This window comes from Pseudomonas paraveronii (genome assembly GCF_963681955.1).
Classification (GTDB): Bacteria; Pseudomonadota; Gammaproteobacteria; order Pseudomonadales; family Pseudomonadaceae; genus Aquipseudomonas; species Aquipseudomonas paraveronii.
On the sequence record NZ_OY817130.1, the window covers coordinates 3373187 to 3389932 of the forward strand.

A 16746-nucleotide genomic window follows, 5' to 3' on the forward strand; every position below is an offset into this window, starting at 1 on the left:
AACGGCGCGGGCTTTTCAATGCCTATCAGAAAGGCGCTGGCTCCTCTTCAGGTTCGAGTTCGGCCTCTACCCTACCCACCGCTTCAACTTCTTGCTGCTCCCACCTCACCGTCACGCTGCCGTCGTCGTTGAGCGTCAACTCAAGCTCGTCCGTGTCGGCGATCACGCCCAGTACCTCCTCCCACTCCCGATCCCCGTCCGTATCCAGGCGATGGATCTTCACCCAGCGCTGCGCCTGCGCCACCGGGTGATTGATCATGGAAGAGACACGCAACCCTAGGCGCTCTACTCCGCTCATTTCCTGGCGCGCTGCCGGTTTCGGTTGCTTTTGAGACTTTGCCATTTCAAACCCCTTAAACTGTATATCCATCCAGTACTAGCAAAATCATAGCGAGCCATAGGTTCTCGGTAAATACCCCTACTACCATCGTCTGGATTTTCTGGATTTCTGTACCTAAGAGAGAAATATGTACTTATGGTACTTGACGATATGTGAACCGTTAGTTCATATTCGCTCCATCGAGTCACCCAACAGGGACTCGCCAGGGCCTCAGGGCCTGAACCGCTCTTTAACAGTCAGCGCAATACAGGAATACCAACAGACCGCATTGCCTCTACCGGCGACCGGCGATCAGACGGGTCAGATAGCCCGCCCACGACAGGAGAACCCTGTACGGCTGATCGAGAGCGAAACGCTCGAACTGCGCGAACGACCTGGCAAGCAATGCGCCCCGCGAATCCTAGCGGTAGAAGGGAGAGATACCGAATCGAATTAGCGGTCCCGATAGCCTCGGCTGGGAACGCCGGACCTCATGCACCCTGCCCCACTCAATCATGGCACTCAGAGCTGTAGCGTGCATGTTGTAAGGACCTGTGATCCACGGCGAACAGATGCTGTTTGACGCCGTGAGGAGGAAGCTCGCCGCCCACCCACGAAGACGACCGGCCAGCCCTGCAATCAGCAGCGGGCAACGGGCCATACATCGCTGACGCAACAAACCCAGGCTGTCGCCAGTAGCGGGCCTGGGCTCCACAGATTTGCTGATGCCGCTTCTATGAGGCGGCATTGGAAATCAACGGAGGGCAACACGATGACCGATGCAGCAGCAACACAGACGAAGTGCACGTACTGCGGCAAGCCAGCCGAAAAGGTGGTGCGCCGCAACATTCACGACCGCACTCGCGACCCATACACCAATCGACAGGTGCTTCGCACTCGAGAGTTGTCGTTTTGCAGCGCAGAGCATGCAAGCAACTACCAGATGGGCTGCGAAGGCTGACGGACCTTTTCACTGATGCCCATCCAGAGCGGTGGGCATTGGGAAAACAACCGAGGGCAAGACGAGATGATCATCATCGAAGACGACTTCACAAGCGGCGCCCAAGTGAGCATGCAGATGGACAAAGAGGCGGGTGAGCTGTTCGTGTTTCATTGCCCCGCAGGTCAAGGCTGCAAAGTCAGCAAGTGGCCTCTCGATAGCTATCACATGCCAATCGCAGTAGCTCATTACGAACAATGCTGCGAGCTGGAACGCGCCGTCTGAACAACCAGCGCCACGACAGCCTGTCGTTAACTGCCCGGTCACCTGCGTGCCGAAGCGCAGGCTGTATCGGAGATCGCTCGGCTGACTGCCCCGAGATAGCAGGGTGGCCACCTTTACCCGAGCCAGAGCGACGAACAACGCGGCGAAGACGGTTTACTCGCCAGACAGATTCGAGCGATCTCCGATGCAGACTCAATAGGTGGCCACTGCCTTCCCAGTGAGCGAACAACAGGAGATACGGTCATGAAGTAGATCAACGATTCACCCGCGTGGCGTAGCAAGCCTGAAGGCTTCGCCCATCACCCTGACAGGCAGCGGACAGCAGGGCCGACGATGTCACCGCGCATCGGTCGAAAGGTAGGCCCACCCCAAATGAAGAAGAGCACCGCAGGCGAGTCCGAGGGCATAGCTGGCCAGACTCGACACATCCCGGGCAGTGCCGGGCGCCTGCACCCTTCCCCACCTCTATTACGTCAGCACTCACCCCGCGACCATCGGCAACCAGCGGGAGGCATGAGTGTTGACGAATACAGGTGAACCAACGAATGGAGAGAGTCATGGCCAAGAAGGTTGGCGTAAAAACCAGGAGCGCCCAAATCGGCGTTCGAATCAGCCCTCGCGTTAAGTACATGCTCGACGTAATGGGTCGCATCCAGCGCAGAGCCATGAGTGGAGTTATCGAGTCGGCTCTTTTGGCTTATGCCAAGTCCGACGAAGAACGCTTAGCCGACCAGACATGGTCAACGGATGAAAGCGAACGATTGCTCAACCTTTACCTAGTAGCGCCTCACCTTCTGTCATTCGACGAAGAGCTAGAGGCCAAGCAGCTAATCGCAGCCAAAGCCACCGCCTAACCCCAAACACTGGAGGTCGCCATGAGCGATTGGATCAAGGTAAGCGACAGGTTGCCAGCAGATGGGGAGCACGGATTGTGCGCCCTTCATTCCTTTAACCAGTCGGGCTTACGCCTAATCGTTGTCCCGTTTACGTTCATGGATGATCAGTTTCATCCGTTCGCTGATGAAGACAACATTGAAAACGATGATTACTGGATAGACCCGCTGTACTGGCCAACCCACTGGCAGCCACTCCCCGCTCCGCCCACCGAATAACACCATCCTGGAGGTGACCATGCACCACAGCATCCAATCACGTCGCGACATCGTCGACAACCTGCATCAGCGTTCCCGGATCGCCACCGCCGAGTTCTACCGGCTGATTGGGCGACCTGAGCCGGCGGTCACCTTCCGGATGATGGTGAAGCCTGCAGGCCGCAACTTCTTCCATGTGGTGGACAGCCGTACCGGCAAGGTCATCGGGTTCCGCCGCAACCACAACGAAGCCTGCGCCCTCGCTCGGCGCCTGGAGTGCCTACATGCCGACCAGTTACGCGGATAGCGCTCAGGCCAGGGAATCCGACAGGCGCTGGGACTTGCCGAACTTTGGGAAGAAGCAGCACGCCGACCTATTCCACGAGTACACAGCAGAGGACTTGGCAGGACGCGAGGAGCAACGAATCAAGGAGCGCGCCAGCCTCAAGCTGCGGATTGGGCTGACGATGGCGCAGATGGAGGCGATATGTCCGCCGGCAGGAGGCGATCAATGAATGCTACTCAGCGGGACCACCTAAACGCCGTGAACTGGATCGAGGGAGAGATCGAAAACATGATCCGCGACCTCGGTAGGCCCAATGCAAGTGCGGCTGCCACATCGTGCGTCACCCTGGCTTTCATGCTGCGCGTGATCAATGACGCCGAGCATAGGCATTACAGGGCGCGCATCGACCAAATCTACGCCGACTACAACGCATCGCTCGTTTCTGCCGCCTGACGGCACCACCCCACCACAACACTTTCAATGCTGCGCCTGGCGCGGCGAGGGATCGTCATGTCCAAAAATACCAACCAAGCAATCGCACAAGAATCGCTCCAAGCGAGCGAAACCGAAGAATCCAAGAAGTCCATTGCCCCTGCTGTCGCCGTCACCGACATCGCGGAGTATCGGCCACACGAGGAGCAAATCGTTCGCCTGGAAACAACTTACGCGAAGCTGGTCGTCGACTGCTCGACGAGCGAAGGTTTGGCGAATGCGAAGGAGGTTCGCGTCGATATCCGCGACGTGCGTTATGCCCTGACAAACACCACCAAGACGGCGCTGGTGCCATATCAGCAGAAGGTCAAAGACGCTCAGGCCCGAGTCAATCAGGTCAAGGAGTTTGGCGAAGCGCTTAAGGCTCGCGTCCTCGTGCTTGAAGAGCCCATCGACGAAGCCATCAAGGCCGAAGAGAAGCGCGTCGCCGACGCCAAGGCCGAGAAAGAGCGCCTGGAGCAAGAACGCATCGAAGCCATCCGGGCAAAAATCAACCGCTTCAGTTCTGTCGCTGCCGCCTATGCGAGCCGCAGCGCCGCAGACGTCTCCAGCATTTTGCAGGGTGTCAAAGAGTCGGTGATCCTGCCCGAAGAATATGGCGAATTTGAAGCCGAAGGCACCATCGCTCGTGACAACGCCATTGAGCAACTGGAAGCGCTGCTCAAGTCTGCCGCTGAGCGAGAAGAGGCTGCTGCCAAGTTGCTGGCCCAGCAGAAAGAACTGGATGAGTTGCGCGAGAAACAACGCATCGCCGATGCCGAAGCCGAGGAGCTACGCAAGCAGCGAGCAGAGGAAGACCGCAAGCGGTTGAAGCAGCAGCAGGACGAACTGGACCAGCAGCGCCGCGACATGGAGGCGCAGCAACGTCAGCAGCGCGAGCGCGAGGCACAGTATCAACGCGACCAGGAAGAGCTGGTCCGTCTGCGCGCCCAGGCTGCCGCGCCTGCGCCCGTGGCGGCTGTCACCGCCGCTCCAATCGTTAAGAAAGCTGAAACCGCGCCTGTTGCCGTGGTTGCCGTATCCGTTGAACCCATCGACGTGGACCCGGCCACTCCCCCGGCTGACGACATTGTCGAGGTTGTAGCACTCGGCTTCGATGTGACCATCGCCACTGCCCGCGATTGGCTACGCGCCACCCGCTTCTAACCATCCTTTCCATCTGCCGGCCGACCCACTCCACGTCGGCCACGGAGAGCGCAATGACCGATACAGACACCCAAGCACAAACCGGCCTCGCCACTTATCACGATCCATCGCACAACGCGGCCGCGCTCATCCTCGACCCAGGCACAATGCGGTCGATGAGCGACCTCGCGCTGATGATGTCGAAGGGAGTGACAACCGTCCCGAAACACCTTAAGGGGAACCAAGCCGACTGCATGGCGGTAGTGCTTCAAGCAATGCAGTGGCAAATGAACCCCTTCGCTGTGGCACAGAAAACGTTCATCGTTAACGGCGGCGCATTGAGCTATGAGGCGCAGCTCGTTAACGCAGTGATCACCGCCAAGGCGCCGGTCAAAGGTCGATTGAACTTTGAATGGTTCGGCGCTTGGGAAAACGTCATCGGGAAGATGCGCGAAGTTACCAGTAAGACCAAGAAGGATGAGGACACTGGCGAGTTTAAAAAATATCGCGTTCCTGCCTGGAGCTTTGACGACGAAAAAGGGCTCGGCATCAAGGTTTGGGCGACCTTCCGGGGCGAAGACGAGCCGCGCATTCTGGAACTTCTGCTGACCCAGGTCCGCACGCGCAACTCTACGCTTTGGGCGGAAGACCCCAAACAACAGATCGCCTACTTGGTGACCAAAAAATGGGCACGCCTCTTCTGTCCTGACGTGATCCTTGGCGTTTATACGCCCGATGAATTCGAGGATTCATACGGCGGCGAGATTGATATCACTCCCACCAAACAAGCCGCAAACATCGCTGCCGCTGCTGGCGTTTCGTTCGGCCCCAAATCCCCATCACCGGAAATAGACGGTGTATTCGCAGACCTCCTGGTCGTTGCAAAGCAACAGGACATCGACGCCTACGCGGCCGCCTGGGCAGGTCTCAAGCCGAAGCAGCGCGCAGCGATCGGATTGGAATGCCACGAAGCCCTAAAAGGCTTGGCGGCTACCGTCGATGCCGACTTTACCGATATAACCGGCCCCAGCGGTGACCAGTCCCATTCAGAGGAGGCTGCGTAGTGAGAACTGAGCTTCAGGGCACAGAAAAGTGGCATGCGGACCGATCTGGTCGCGTGACAGCCAGCCGCTTTAAAGACGTGATGGCCTGGGGGAAGCCTGACAAAAATGGTAAGCGCGAGCCTATGGGCGCGCGCACCTCGTACATGCGTGAGCTTTGCTTCGAGCGGCTGGCAAAGAAGTCCAAGCACAACGTCAGCAGCGCCTCTTTAAAGTGGGGCCACACCGAAGAACAAAAGGCCCAAGACGCCTACGAGATGCTGACGGGCAACATCGTCATACCGTCAGAGTTCATCGTCCACCCGAAGTACGACTGGCTTGGATGTTCGCCAGACGGACTTATCAACGATGACGGCGGTACCGAATCGAAGTGCCCCTTCAACGAAGCGATACACGTCAGAACTTGGCTCGAAGGCATGCCCGAGGAACACATGCCGCAGGTCCAAGGCTGCATGTTCGTTACGGGCCGCAAATGGTGGGACTTCCTGTCCTTTGATTCTCGCCAAGATGAAGAGTGTCAGCTCTATATCGAGACGATTTACCGCGACGAAGACTACATCGCCAACCTGCATAGAGAGCTGGTCCAGTTCAACCTAGAGCTGAATCGCATGGTTGATGAGGTGGCAGACAAAGCTCGGGCGCAAGCCCATCGCTTAGGAGCCTGATAATGATCAGCAACCTAAAATCAGACATCGAATTTCGGCGTGCGAAAGCCCTGGAGCTTTCCTTTCAGGTCCAGCAACACCTGGCAGCAGGTGGGAAATACACCATCGGTAAAAGCCCGGTGATTAATCCAGACCCCGCCAAGCGTTCGGAAAAGATTGACCCCGAAACCATCCTGAAGCGCCGCAAGCCCCCTATTTCAAGGGCCGAGCGTAATGCGCTGCGCAAACTCGCGGAGGCATTATGAGCAAGCGCAAGGCACACAACCTCCAGGCGCGCATCGCCCGGTCGTGCCGCTCACTGCTGGCTACCAACCACGTCGCGGTGGTGAACATCGGCCCCAGTGGCCGCCAGGGCATGATCAATTACAAGTCGCTGAAGAACATCGCACCCGGGAAGATTGGCCAGGCCGTCTGCGGTATCCCCCACCGCTGGACGATCTACCTCAGCGCGCTTTGCATCGACGCCCGCGGCGACCGCTACAGCAAGTCGGTGGAGGTCGCGCCCGATGGCGTCTACCTCTCCGACCACCTGGAGGACGTGATCGAGCATTGCTACAAGAAGCTGCGCGACGAGGCCAACCAAAGCCAGATGGTGGCTTCGGGCTGGATCGCGATTCCCGAAGCGATGTCGCTGGACGAGGCGCATGCCGCGCGGATCTTCGAAGCGGTCGGCGCCTGGCACCAGGAGAAGGTCGCAGCGTGAAGCGAATCCACAAACAGGTCGGCGCGAGACGCCGACCAACCTGGCTTGCACTGCCGGCCAGCGGAATAGAAGAGGTAGGGCATGGCGAAGTCAGTACAGGAGCGCTCGGCCAAAACTGCCAGGAAGCGCGTGGCGAATGCCGAAGAGGAATTGAGGCTCAGGGTTCGCCCCGGCACCCGTCAGGCCCTGGCCGACCTGATGGAGTGGTCAGGCATTACTGAGCAAGGTGAGGCGATGACGCTGATGATTCATCACCTGCATGCGCTTGGCTCAAAGGCTCAGTTTTTACTTGATCCTCCGCGCCACAAAATCCATATATCGGAAAACGTGGCGCGGGAATTCCGCAACAAAAGCCTGCTTGCCATCCAGAAAGACCCGGGTGACGAGATTATCGAGCCATTTATTTAACCGATGTCGGAGGCGTTGCGTTGGCAACAGGATCCGCAACATCTGCTGGCTGCCCAGTCTCCACGTCACGAACCTCGTATCTCCACCAGGATAGCGAAGAGATCCCATAGAGCCCATAAGTACGGCCGCCTACCAGATCAACAGTCATTTCAATCGGAGCAGTTTGCTGTTCCGCGGTAATAAATTTACGAACTTGAATCTTATGCCTGCCTGCACCCAGCCGGTATTCGCTTTGGCGGCTCAGCCAATAAAGAGTTTGATCGTCGTCAATCTTAAATATCGTCAAAGATTTGTCGAACTGCTGAATCGTAGCGATTTCGGAGTTTGATTTTCCTTCTGCACTTTTGTGTTCGTAATGAATACACCCGGTCAGCGTGAAGCTGAACAAAGTCATTGCTATACAGCGCCAAAAAATCTTGTGTCGCATCAGTGCTCCTTATAGGCTCAAATCCAAGGTGCGGATTGATACCTTATCCTTTCCAAAATTCCATCCTGCTCGCTGCATCCGGTAACCGGAGGGCGGCTCCGAGAAATCCTCGCACGATCTAGTGCTGAGCAGTTATATGCTTCTGAATAAATACAAAGGGGTTTTCTACTGGAATCCTATAATCATGTCTTTCTTCAATCAACTTACCATCAGCACGGAGGTATTTTATAGTGCAAATACCTAATCTATCTTCCTCGCTAGACGGGTACACGAAATCAATGACTTTACTAATTGCCCCCCTAGTTAGCTTTCCGAGATCAACGGACGAAACACTTGCAATAGATGGATCAAATGAGATAACTACATCCCTAGCCTCTTCCCCTGCATTATGAATCTGAATCGAGGTATGAATATCACAATCCGGTCCACCGCCTTGGCGGGTACCCGTCCTCGAGGTTAGGATTGGAGATATTGCGCGATCACGCTCCTGCTCCTGTAACAATAGAGCAGCTCTATGCGATTCAATTTGCTGGGTAGCAGCCGCTGCCATTATTGATTGTTGCTCTACTGAGTTCTTAAGTTCCTGAGCCTGAAGCTGCAATGCATCTGTACTTAGTTTTAGCTCGCGTCCCTGCTGAAGGAAGCCAAGAACCAGCCAGAAAAAAGCTACTGGGCCAAACACCCCTGCCAGAAAATCACCTAACTCGTTTAGCTTCAGAGCCTGAAAATCGTCAAAGTTTAGAAACACCTTTATAAATATAACTATCAAGTAGCTGACCGTTCCGAGAGCACCCCACAGTTCTAGTTTTTTCCCCACAGCACCTCTCCTAGATCCGGCTCCATGCCGGTCACCCGTAATACCCCATATCAACGAATCACGCCAGCCGGCGAGGACCCCCTATGCCTACTCACAACATCGTCAGCATGAGCGGCGGTAAAGACAGCACGGCTACGCTGCTGGTCGCCCGCGAGCTGGAGGTGCCGAACCTCAGCGCTGTAGTGGCTGACACAGGGCGACTACATCCACTACCTGGCCGAAGCCACCGGCGTTCCCATCCGTTGGGTGAAGGCGGACTTCTCAAGGCAGATCGCCGGCAAGCGGAAGTTCATCGAGACAAAATGGCGCGAAAAAGGCGTAGCGGAATCCGTGGTACTGGGTGCTCTGGAAGTTCTGCACCCTACCGGCAACCCATTCCTGGACTTGTGCCTGTGGAAAGGCCGATTCCCCAGCACCAAAGCGCGCTTTTGCACTGATGAGCTCAAGCGAAACCCGATAATCGAGCAGGTTTACCTGCCCCTAATGAACGGAGAGAACATGCTGCTGTCCTGGCAAGGTGTTAGGGCCGATGAGTCGCCGGCCCGCAAGTACTTACCAGAGTGCGATGAGGTTGGAGGCGGACTGTTCAACTACCGGCCCATCTTGAAGTGGACGGTTGATTCAGTCTTCGAGGCTCACCGCGCGGCCGGAATCAAGCCGAACCCGCTTTACTTGCAAGGCTGCAATCGCGTGGGGTGCATGCCCTGCATCATGTGCGCGAAAGACGAACTCAGGCAGATAGCCGCCAGGTGGCCAGAAGAAGTAGACCGGGTACGTGAGTGGGAGCGACTGGTGAGCATCGCCAGCAAGCGCGGCTCCGCTACGTTCTTCACCGCCGTCACCGACCCCACCGTCCGGTCAGATGACAAGGTGAGCGCCGTCACGCACGGAATTGACAGGATCGTCGACTGGAGCAACACCGCCCGTGGCGGACGCCAGTTCGACATGGTCGACCTGATCGCCCGCACCGACAGCCAGAAAAGCTGCTCTTCAGCCTACGGGCTATGCGAGTGACCTACTTAATGAGCTTAGGCCTTAGATAGTCTTCTATCATGGATAAAGCGGCATCTAGTTCCGTCTTGAAGATGTCTTCACCTTCAAGCGGGGACTCGTAGAGTACATCTCTGCGCTTAGCCAAGATTTTCACATACGCCTGAACGGTATCATCCTTCTCGTCCGGGTTCATCGTAATCAAATAGCTGCGGACGTTGATTACCAGTTCGTGCTGAAGCTTAAAAATAACGGCGAAGCGTGATTTAACCTCTCCATCCCATACGGCCTCGCTTTCCACTAGCGATGTGTCCAGGCGTGCGCGGACCTCATCAACCATAGCGAAGCGTTTCTGATAGGCGCGAACGGTGGCTCTGTAATTGATTTGTTGGAAGTTCAGGTTCTGCCCCTGCTCCTCTGCTCCCCCTTCGCTACCAAACATTACTGGGTTCCTTACATGCCCAATGCCATCTCGAAGCCTGTAAATATCCATAAGTAGCCTCCTGGAAAGGTCGTGATCTGACGTCCCCTTGTTCTGTCTGCGCCATGTAGCCAGACCAGAAAACCCGACCCAGGCCGCCAGCCCGACACCAATTGCGCTAACGACTGTACCAATGACGCTGAACACATCCTTAGTAAGCGCCCAGTCCGCATCCGTGATCGCTAAACAAATCGACATCATCAACCTCCTGAAAATTGGCCGAACTATACCGGCGAGGATCCCCCATGTCCGCACAACAGAAGAAACACCCCTTCGATTTCAAAACCCAATACGGACTCGGCTTCAACCCTCAGGACGATGAGATCGTTGTCGACTTCTTCTGTGGTGGTGGCGGCGCTGGTACCGGCCTGGAAATTGGCCTGGGCCGCGCGGTGAACGTGGCGAAGAACCACAGCCATCAGGCGATCAGCATGCACACCGTCAACCACCCGGGCGCCCAGCACTTCACCACCGACGTGTTCGAAGGTGACCCGGACACCGAATGTGGCGGCAAGGCTGTGGGCTGGTTCCACATGTCTCCGGACTGCACGCACCACTCACAGGCAGCCGGCGGCCAACCGCGCAAGCGCGAGATCCGCAACCTGTCGTGGATCGGCTTGAAGTGGGGAGGCAAGAAGCGGCCCCGGGTGATCAGCCTTGAGAACGTGAAACAGATCCTGCAGTGGGGACGGTTGATCGCCAAGCGCGACAAGGCCACCGGCCGCGTTGTTACCCTTGACCAGATTCCGCACCCAACCAAGAAGGGAGCGACCACCAACCGAGTGGCGTCGCCAGGCGAGCAGGTGCCGGTTTCCAACCAGTTCTTGGTGCCTGACCCGAAGCAGCGCGGCCGCACCTGGCGCCGCTTCGTGGCCCTGCTGGAAGGCATGGGCTATGTCGTCGAATGGAAGGTGATCAAGGCCTGTGACTTCGGCGCGCCGACCAGCCGGGAACGCCTGTTCATGATTGCCCGGTGCGACGGCCAGCCGATTGTGTGGCCGGAGCCAACCCACGCCAAGAACCCCACCAAGGGCCAGCAAAAGTGGAAAACCGCTGCTGACTGCATCGACTTCACCGACCTGGGCAAAAGCATATTCGGCCGCAAGAAAGACCTGGCCCCGGCCACCCTGCGCCGCGTCGCCAAGGGCATGAAGAAGTTCGTCATCGACAGCGCGACGCCATTCATTGTACCGATCGCCAACTGGTCAGGGGAAACAGTGCAGTCTGCCGACGAGCCGCTGCGTACCGTCACCTCATACCCAAAGGGCGGCGCCTTCTCGATGGTCAGTCCGATCATCGCCCCGGCAACGCACCAGGGCAGCGACAGGATCAACGACCCGCTCGATCCGCTGCCGACCGTTACGTGTGCCAATCGCGGAGAACTGACGCTGATCAGCCCTGTGATGGTCGGCGCCGGCGGCCCAGTCTATGCCGGGCACCCGGTATCAGCAGACCAGCCGATCGGCACGCTCATGACTCGCAGTCACCGTGCGATTGCATCGGCCTGCATCGTCCAGGCCGGGCACGGCGAAGGTTCTGGCGCAAACAAACGCCGCTCCCATGGGGTGAACGATATATGCGGGCCGATCGGCACCGTTACAGCCAGCGGCGGCGGCCAGTCCATCAGCACCGCGGTGATGATTCAGGCCAACGGCGGATTCAACACCACGCACGCCAAGGACATGCGCGAGCCGATGACCACGGTGACCAACACCGGCAGTCAGCAGCAGTTGGCAGTGGCGAACCTGGTCCACTTGCGCAGCAACTGTGATGCGCGCGACTTGAAAGACCCGCTGCACACCGTCAGCGCCGGCGGCCAGCACCACGGGTTGGTCAGCGCATTCATGGAGCGGGCATTCGGCGGAAGTGTTGGCCAGGGCCTGGAGGATCCGGCGCCGACCATTACTGCCGGTGGAGGCGGCAAGAGCTCAATGGTGTCGCTCACCCTCTCGCCAGAGCACGAAGCCGGCGCCCTCCGGGTCGCTGCCTTCCTGATCAGCTACTACGGCACCGAGAACATCAGCGCCTGCGATTCACCGGCGCCGACCATCACCACCAAGGACCGCCTCGCCATGGTCACCGTTATGGTGAAAGGCACCCCGTATGTGATCGTCGACATCTACCTGCGGATGCTGAAACCCACGGAGCTGTACAAGGCCCAGGGCTTCCCGGCCGACTACATCATCAGCCACGGCGCCGACGGCAAGCCGTTCACCAAGACCCAACAGGTGCACATGTGCGGCAACAGCGTCAGCCCGCCGCCGATGGCCGCGCTGGCGCGGGCCAACGATCCATGGCGCGCCGAAGAACGTCAAGCCCGGGCCGCATAACACCACAACTCTACCGCCCGGGCTTACCCGGTTAAGGTGCCCTGTATGGTATCGCAGAGTTAATGACTTTGACGCAATGCTGCTTACTGTCAGCGTAAATACTACTACTTAGAGACTGACTTTGGACGAAGGCGCTCATTGAGATATAAGCAAGCTCCTGGTCTCGCATAGGCCCGACATGTATTGCCTTTATCGCTTTAACGGGGATCTCTTGCTCGACATACGGAATCAAATAATTCCCTTTAGCCCTAAACAAAACTTTAAGCCGTTGATTGAACATCGGGTCCTTATCGTGACCAAGTACTAGGCGGACCTCGCGCTCTTCTGAAAAGCTGGAATCTTTGAATGTTGCAGCTAGTGACACAAGATTTGCAACTGCTTCAAAACTTGGAGCACCACAAAGTCCGTCGTCTTTCATCTCATTTGCAACGACCTCCAGGGCATCCAAAGCTCCATGTGATGCCTGCGTGTTTTTTTCGTCAACATCATATACGCAAGATTTTAGATGTAGAGGAATATCATCCGATTCAAATTCAACAGCATAGCTCCCATAAGCTCTCCACTGACTCAATAAATCGCCTTGTTCGCTGAATGAGCAAACGTACACGGGACGTCTTTCAGACTTAAAATATGGTCCCAGTCCGAGATCCTGCGCTAAGTATCTAGCAGCAAGCTCTAAACATTCACGCCTATGAGAGAAGTGTTTCTTTTGATGTTCTAAAGAATTAATTATTCTTTCTACCCCATCATGCATTTCTTGAGAGTCATTCAGAAATCGAGAATCTGTCAGCCACATTTTTCCATTTTCAATAATAGACTTGACGGCATTGACATCCGTGTAGTGAAAAAGCCGCATTTTAATCTCCAACATTAATATCCGCACAATATACCGTCGAGGTACTCCCATGCCCACAGAAAACAAAACGGCAGAGCCGCTGCAGGTTGAGCGCTCGACAGTCACGAAGCTGGTCATCACCGGCGCGCCACGGCTGGACCAGATCACCGTATTCCTCGAGGACTTCGGCCGACGTGATTGCCCAACCGAATCCGACCCGAATTACCAAACAGCCCAGGGCAAGATCACCATCAACTGCTGGGACAACAGCTGGAATGCGTACTGGGGTGGTATGGGCCCGCGCACCGTCGCCGAGTTCGTCACGAACTGTGGTTGGGACTATGTGCTGAATTGCCTGGATCGCGGGATCAGCTCAACCGTGTTCAGCGGAGACGCGCTGCACGCACTGGCCAAGAAGTGCGTCGTACAGCGCCGCCGGCAACAGACCGGGCGCCACGAATGGGAGCTGGGCGAGCTGAGCAAGAGCGAGGCCCGCGCGCTTTGGCACGACATCGACTCATTGCGCAGTATCGAGAGCCCGAACGAATGCTGGCACCAGAGCAGATTGTTGACCGAGCTATTCGGTGAGGAATGGCACTACCCGCTCGACGGTAAGGCGGTCGAGGAAAACCACAAGTTCACGTACCTGCGTCGGGTTGTCGAGGCAGTGCAGCAGGCGCTGCGCCAGGAACAACAGGCCGGCATGACGGTTGTGAATGCCCATGATCGGGCAACAAGGGAGGCTGTATGAGCGACTGGGCGAGGATGTGATCAGTGGATCAAGGCGTTGAGTTACTAGCCCAGAGGAAGGGAGTTGTTTAACTCGCAGCTAACTACTTCGACCCACTAAATCACTGCCCACAGCTTAAGGGGCACGCTCAAATGACGTAATAAAGCGCCCGCCGGCAAAGTACTTCAACAACACATATCTGAAATACATGCGCGACATATGATATCTAGCAATAACCCTCAATCTCGTCCAGGGTCGTCCCCCCCTCCCGCCCTCAAAGTCACCAGCTATCGCTCTGCGGGACTGAGGTCAGTGTTGATCGCTTGGTGGTGTATTGGAGGAATTAAGGAAAGAGTTCCACGCTTCGAAAGCGTCGTGATGCTTTTGGGCGACCTCCTCCCAATCCGGTCCAGAAACTTTCTTTGAAACAACCATCATCATCATTTTGGTAGTGGCGGCATCAAGCGCTACCAATAGTTCGTGGGACCGGAATCTAAAATCATCCATATCGCTCATACACTCACCTTGCGACAGATCTAGCCGGAAGCTCCGTGTTGTAACTGTCAAGTGAAAGACAGACTGTGTAGGTAAACGTTCCGAGATGCCGATGACCAGCTACTCTTTCGCTTGCTTTGACCCCGCCCTTGGTAGCCTATCGGGCTTCGCGCTCTTAATTGAGCGGATCGAGCTAGGGGGGCTTAACCTTGCCCGCTCAAGTCCCCACGCCAAGGCCTTAGTCATCGTTTCGTCGGGCAGGGAATCAAATGCCTCTTCTGAAATCACTGCGCCATCATCACCGTAGACACCGATGAACAACTGAGTTCTACCAAGAAGAGACATCCGGACTTGCACATTCAGCGCCGTGCCATCGACCCGTCGCTCATCAACGGAGCGAGCATGAAGAGCGGGATCCGCCCAATCCCAGAAAACCTTGCCTCTGTTTCTCATCTATGTCGCCCTGATATTTAGGCGGCGATTATGCGACCTGTACAAATCTGAACGAAATACCAAGCAACAAATATTTATTTGCCCCTCCCCCTTCAAAGTCAGCCGCTATAGCGGCAAGGACGAAGTCATGACCACTGAAAACCAAAGCCCTGAGTTCGAACTGAGCGGTGCCCAACCCGCACGCCCCGATCTGCGCTGCTACAGCGTCGGCGATCAAGACTGGGTAGCTGCAACCAGCGAAGATGAAGCCCGGCGCGTGCTGGCTGAGATGAACGGCGATGACCCTGTCGACTACGCAGACTGGGACGTCGAATTGACCAGCGAAACCATGCTTGATCGGCAGTGGACGGACGAGGATCCGCCGCACGCTGAATGTGGATGCCTTCGCGACTGGTTGGCCGAAGCAACTGAGCCCACCTACCTGATGGGTACGGAGTGAGCTCATGACCCCGATCAAAGAACGCCCCATCCTGTTCTCGGCGCCGATGGTGCGCGCCATCCTGGAAGGCCGGAAGACGGTCACGCGCCGGGCGGTGAAGTTTCCATTCATTGACCGCGCGGTCGGTTGCGAGCTCTCCGGCAATGAAATCGGGCTGGAGGAAATACGCAACAACTGCCCGTATGGCGTGCCGGGGCAGCGGCTGTGGGTGCGCGAGACCTGGGCCCGTGTCGGCAATGACGATCCGGGCTATCTGACCTTCGGCGCCACCTACCCTTCCTGCCTGCCGCCAGGACTGGAAAACATCCCGCCTGCCAGCCAGATCCGCTGGAAGCCAAGCATCCATATGTTCCGCCGTGATAGCCGCATCCTGATGGAGATCACCGACGTGCGCGTCGAGCGGTTGCAGGACATCACCTACGAGCAGGCCGCAGCCGAAGGGGTTCACCGAGGCCCGCTACGTGAGTGGTGTGCGAGCGACGAAGGTGGCGCCTGCCACAAGTACCCGGTGCCCGCCTTCCGCGATCTGTGGCAATCCGTCGGCGGCGACTGGGACGCTAACCCATGGGTCTGGGTGGTCGAGTTCAAGCGGGTGATGCAATGAAGGTCACAGAGAAACAGCAACTCGTCCTCGATGAGCTGCGCAAAATTGGGCGCCAAAACGCCTATAAATATCTTGATAAACAAGCGTATCTGCACCAGGAAGACCTCCGAAAGATCGCTCTTGGTGACGTGGCCTGCGTCTTCGGAATGGGCGGCCTGAGCTATCAGGTAGCGCACCGCCTGGGCACCTCTGCGCCGTCAGTGCTGAGCACCTTCAAGGCTCTTCGCCGCAAGGGCCTGGCGATTCGCGAAGAGAGCTATCCGGATTATCAGCGTGCGCGCTACTGGTGGCCGGTTGGCCTGGCCGCCGAGCTCCACGCCGAACTGCAGGCGGCTGAAAGGGTGACGCCATGATCGCCACCCTCTGGTTCGTCTACGTCTTCATCTACAAGGGGCCGAGGCCATGAAAGCCCGCACCGAAAAGAAGCTGAGCAAGCTCCTGGTACGGACCCACCCCGCTTTGTACCGACGCGCCTGGATCGACAAGGACGAGCCGTCCGAACTGGCTTATGAGCAAAACACGCGTGTGAGCAACGTGCCTTCAGTTGGCGGTGGCACGGACTACTGGGGCGACGGCCAGGATGCCTACACGGTCTGGGCTGACTGGAAATCGAACTGGCCGTGGCATGGCCCCTTTGAGGAATACCCGCACGGCCACCAGCTCGCGCGCTACCCCAACACCGAAGGGTTCAAGCCGACTACCCGCAACCTGTTAAAGCTGGCCGCCGACTGCGAGCGGGCCTCGAAAGCCAAGCCCTAACCCCAATCCCC

General features: G+C 57.1%; 27 protein-coding genes. 20 read left to right on the forward strand and 7 right to left on the reverse strand.

The genetic code is table 11. From position 1 onward, the window contains the following. Nucleotides 1-25 precede the first annotated feature (25 nt). Entirely contained in the window at nt 26-343 is a 318-nt protein-coding gene (locus tag U5A08_RS15465) for a DUF1654 domain-containing protein (protein ID WP_321847323.1), read from the reverse strand. A gap of 748 nt (nt 344-1091) precedes the next feature. Here U5A08_RS15465 and U5A08_RS15470 point away from each other — a divergent pair. From U5A08_RS15470 to U5A08_RS15530, 13 genes are all read left to right on the forward strand, one after another. Further along, the gene (locus U5A08_RS15470; protein ID WP_003212725.1) at nt 1092-1280 is read left to right on the forward strand and encodes a hypothetical protein; all 189 of its coding nucleotides are present in this window, start codon (nt 1092-1094) and stop codon (nt 1278-1280) included. 66 nt (nt 1281-1346) lie between these two features. Then, nucleotides 1347-1544 (forward strand): hypothetical protein, encoded by a 198-nt coding sequence (locus U5A08_RS15475; protein WP_321852234.1) that lies wholly within the window; start codon nt 1347-1349, stop codon nt 1542-1544. A 557-nt stretch (nt 1545-2101) separates the two neighbouring features. Continuing rightward, nucleotides 2102-2398, forward strand: coding sequence for a hypothetical protein (locus U5A08_RS15480; RefSeq protein WP_321847324.1), 297 nt, complete (start codon nt 2102-2104; stop codon nt 2396-2398). A gap of 21 nt (nt 2399-2419) precedes the next feature. After that, the gene (locus tag U5A08_RS15485; RefSeq protein WP_321847325.1) at nt 2420-2656 is read left to right on the forward strand and encodes a DUF551 domain-containing protein; all 237 of its coding nucleotides are present in this window, start codon (nt 2420-2422) and stop codon (nt 2654-2656) included. A gap of 19 nt (nt 2657-2675) precedes the next feature. Continuing rightward, on the forward strand, nt 2676-2942 hold the full coding sequence (locus U5A08_RS15490) for a hypothetical protein (protein WP_321847326.1): 267 nt from the start codon (nt 2676-2678) through the stop codon (nt 2940-2942). Further along, the gene (locus tag U5A08_RS15495; RefSeq protein ID WP_321847327.1) at nt 2920-3150 is read left to right on the forward strand and encodes a hypothetical protein; all 231 of its coding nucleotides are present in this window, start codon (nt 2920-2922) and stop codon (nt 3148-3150) included. Before U5A08_RS15490 ends, U5A08_RS15495 begins: the two co-directional genes overlap by 23 nt. Next, complete coding sequence (locus tag U5A08_RS15500) at nt 3147-3374, forward strand: hypothetical protein (protein WP_321847328.1); 228 nt, start codon at nt 3147-3149, stop codon at nt 3372-3374. Before U5A08_RS15495 ends, U5A08_RS15500 begins: the two co-directional genes overlap by 4 nt. Nucleotides 3375-3431: 57 nt before the next feature. Beyond that, nucleotides 3432-4559: a coiled-coil domain-containing protein gene (locus U5A08_RS15505; RefSeq protein ID WP_321847329.1), complete on the forward strand. Its 1128-nt coding sequence runs from the start codon at nt 3432-3434 to the stop codon at nt 4557-4559. A gap of 53 nt (nt 4560-4612) precedes the next feature. Then, the gene (locus tag U5A08_RS15510; protein ID WP_321847330.1) at nt 4613-5602 is read left to right on the forward strand and encodes a RecT family recombinase; all 990 of its coding nucleotides are present in this window, start codon (nt 4613-4615) and stop codon (nt 5600-5602) included. After that, nucleotides 5602-6264 carry a lambda exonuclease family protein gene (locus U5A08_RS15515; protein WP_321847331.1) on the forward strand — a complete coding sequence of 221 codons (663 nt, stop codon included), beginning with the start codon at nt 5602-5604 and terminating at the stop codon, nt 6262-6264. Before U5A08_RS15510 ends, U5A08_RS15515 begins: the two co-directional genes overlap by 1 nt. 2 nt (nt 6265-6266) lie before the next feature. Continuing rightward, nucleotides 6267-6509, forward strand: a complete 243-nt coding sequence (locus tag U5A08_RS15520) for a hypothetical protein (protein ID WP_046382944.1) — start codon at nt 6267-6269, stop codon at nt 6507-6509. Next, complete coding sequence (locus U5A08_RS15525) at nt 6506-6967, forward strand: hypothetical protein (RefSeq protein WP_321847332.1); 462 nt, start codon at nt 6506-6508, stop codon at nt 6965-6967. The genes U5A08_RS15520 and U5A08_RS15525 overlap by 4 nt, the downstream gene beginning before the upstream one ends. Before the next feature lie 81 nt (nt 6968-7048). Next, entirely contained in the window at nt 7049-7375 is a 327-nt protein-coding gene (locus U5A08_RS15530) for a hypothetical protein (RefSeq protein WP_321847333.1), read from the forward strand. Here the strand turns inward: U5A08_RS15530 and U5A08_RS15535 are convergent. Both U5A08_RS15535 and U5A08_RS15540 read right to left on the reverse strand, forming a co-directional pair. Next, the gene (locus U5A08_RS15535; protein ID WP_321847334.1) at nt 7368-7802 is read right to left on the reverse strand and encodes a hypothetical protein; all 435 of its coding nucleotides are present in this window, start codon (nt 7800-7802) and stop codon (nt 7368-7370) included. The genes U5A08_RS15530 and U5A08_RS15535 overlap by 8 nt on opposite strands. Nucleotides 7803-7920: 118 nt before the next feature. Continuing rightward, entirely contained in the window at nt 7921-8619 is a 699-nt protein-coding gene (locus U5A08_RS15540; RefSeq protein ID WP_321847335.1) for a hypothetical protein, read from the reverse strand. A 246-nt stretch (nt 8620-8865) separates the two neighbouring features. Between U5A08_RS15540 and U5A08_RS15545 the strand changes: the two genes are divergently transcribed. After that, complete coding sequence (locus U5A08_RS15545) at nt 8866-9633, forward strand: phosphoadenosine phosphosulfate reductase domain-containing protein (protein WP_321847336.1); 768 nt, start codon at nt 8866-8868, stop codon at nt 9631-9633. A 1-nt stretch (nt 9634) separates the two neighbouring features. Here the strand turns inward: U5A08_RS15545 and U5A08_RS15550 are convergent, their stop codons facing one another. Continuing rightward, entirely contained in the window at nt 9635-10288 is a 654-nt protein-coding gene (locus tag U5A08_RS15550; RefSeq protein WP_321847337.1) for a hypothetical protein, read from the reverse strand. Between the two features lie 47 nt (nt 10289-10335). Here U5A08_RS15550 and U5A08_RS15555 point away from each other — a divergent pair, with 47 nt between their 5' ends. Further along, nucleotides 10336-12420: a DNA cytosine methyltransferase gene (locus U5A08_RS15555; protein WP_321847338.1), complete on the forward strand. Its 2085-nt coding sequence runs from the start codon at nt 10336-10338 to the stop codon at nt 12418-12420. Nucleotides 12421-12451: 31 nt separating this feature from the next. Here the strand turns inward: U5A08_RS15555 and U5A08_RS15560 are convergent, their stop codons facing one another. Continuing rightward, on the reverse strand, nt 12452-13276 hold the full coding sequence (locus U5A08_RS15560) for a DUF2971 domain-containing protein (protein ID WP_321847339.1): 825 nt from the start codon (nt 13274-13276) through the stop codon (nt 12452-12454). A 49-nt stretch (nt 13277-13325) separates the two neighbouring features. Here U5A08_RS15560 and U5A08_RS15565 point away from each other — a divergent pair, with 49 nt between their 5' ends. Beyond that, nucleotides 13326-14006: a phiTE_072 family protein gene (locus U5A08_RS15565; protein WP_321847340.1), complete on the forward strand. Its 681-nt coding sequence runs from the start codon at nt 13326-13328 to the stop codon at nt 14004-14006. Nucleotides 14007-14294: 288 nt separating this feature from the next. Here U5A08_RS15565 and U5A08_RS15570 read toward each other — a convergent pair whose 3' ends face one another. Both U5A08_RS15570 and U5A08_RS15575 read right to left on the reverse strand, forming a co-directional pair. Further along, entirely contained in the window at nt 14295-14501 is a 207-nt protein-coding gene (locus U5A08_RS15570; protein ID WP_321847341.1) for a hypothetical protein, read from the reverse strand. Nucleotides 14502-14600: 99 nt separating this feature from the next. Next, entirely contained in the window at nt 14601-14933 is a 333-nt protein-coding gene (locus tag U5A08_RS15575; RefSeq protein ID WP_321847342.1) for a hypothetical protein, read from the reverse strand. A 127-nt stretch (nt 14934-15060) separates the two neighbouring features. Here U5A08_RS15575 and U5A08_RS15580 point away from each other — a divergent pair, with 127 nt between their 5' ends. The 4 genes from U5A08_RS15580 to U5A08_RS15595 are packed head-to-tail and all read left to right on the forward strand — an operon-like array spanning nt 15061 to nt 16735. Continuing rightward, nucleotides 15061-15372, forward strand: coding sequence for a hypothetical protein (locus U5A08_RS15580; RefSeq protein ID WP_321847343.1), 312 nt, complete (start codon nt 15061-15063; stop codon nt 15370-15372). A gap of 4 nt (nt 15373-15376) precedes the next feature. Continuing rightward, nucleotides 15377-15976 carry an ASCH domain-containing protein gene (locus U5A08_RS15585; protein ID WP_321847344.1) on the forward strand — a complete coding sequence of 200 codons (600 nt, stop codon included), beginning with the start codon at nt 15377-15379 and terminating at the stop codon, nt 15974-15976. Then, a complete protein-coding gene (locus tag U5A08_RS15590) occupies nt 15973-16329 on the forward strand; it encodes a hypothetical protein (RefSeq protein WP_321847345.1) in 357 nt (118 codons plus the stop codon). Before U5A08_RS15585 ends, U5A08_RS15590 begins: the two co-directional genes overlap by 4 nt. Before the next feature lie 49 nt (nt 16330-16378). Then, entirely contained in the window at nt 16379-16735 is a 357-nt protein-coding gene (locus U5A08_RS15595; protein WP_321847346.1) for a hypothetical protein, read from the forward strand. The last annotated feature ends 11 nt before the right edge of the window (nt 16736-16746 follow it).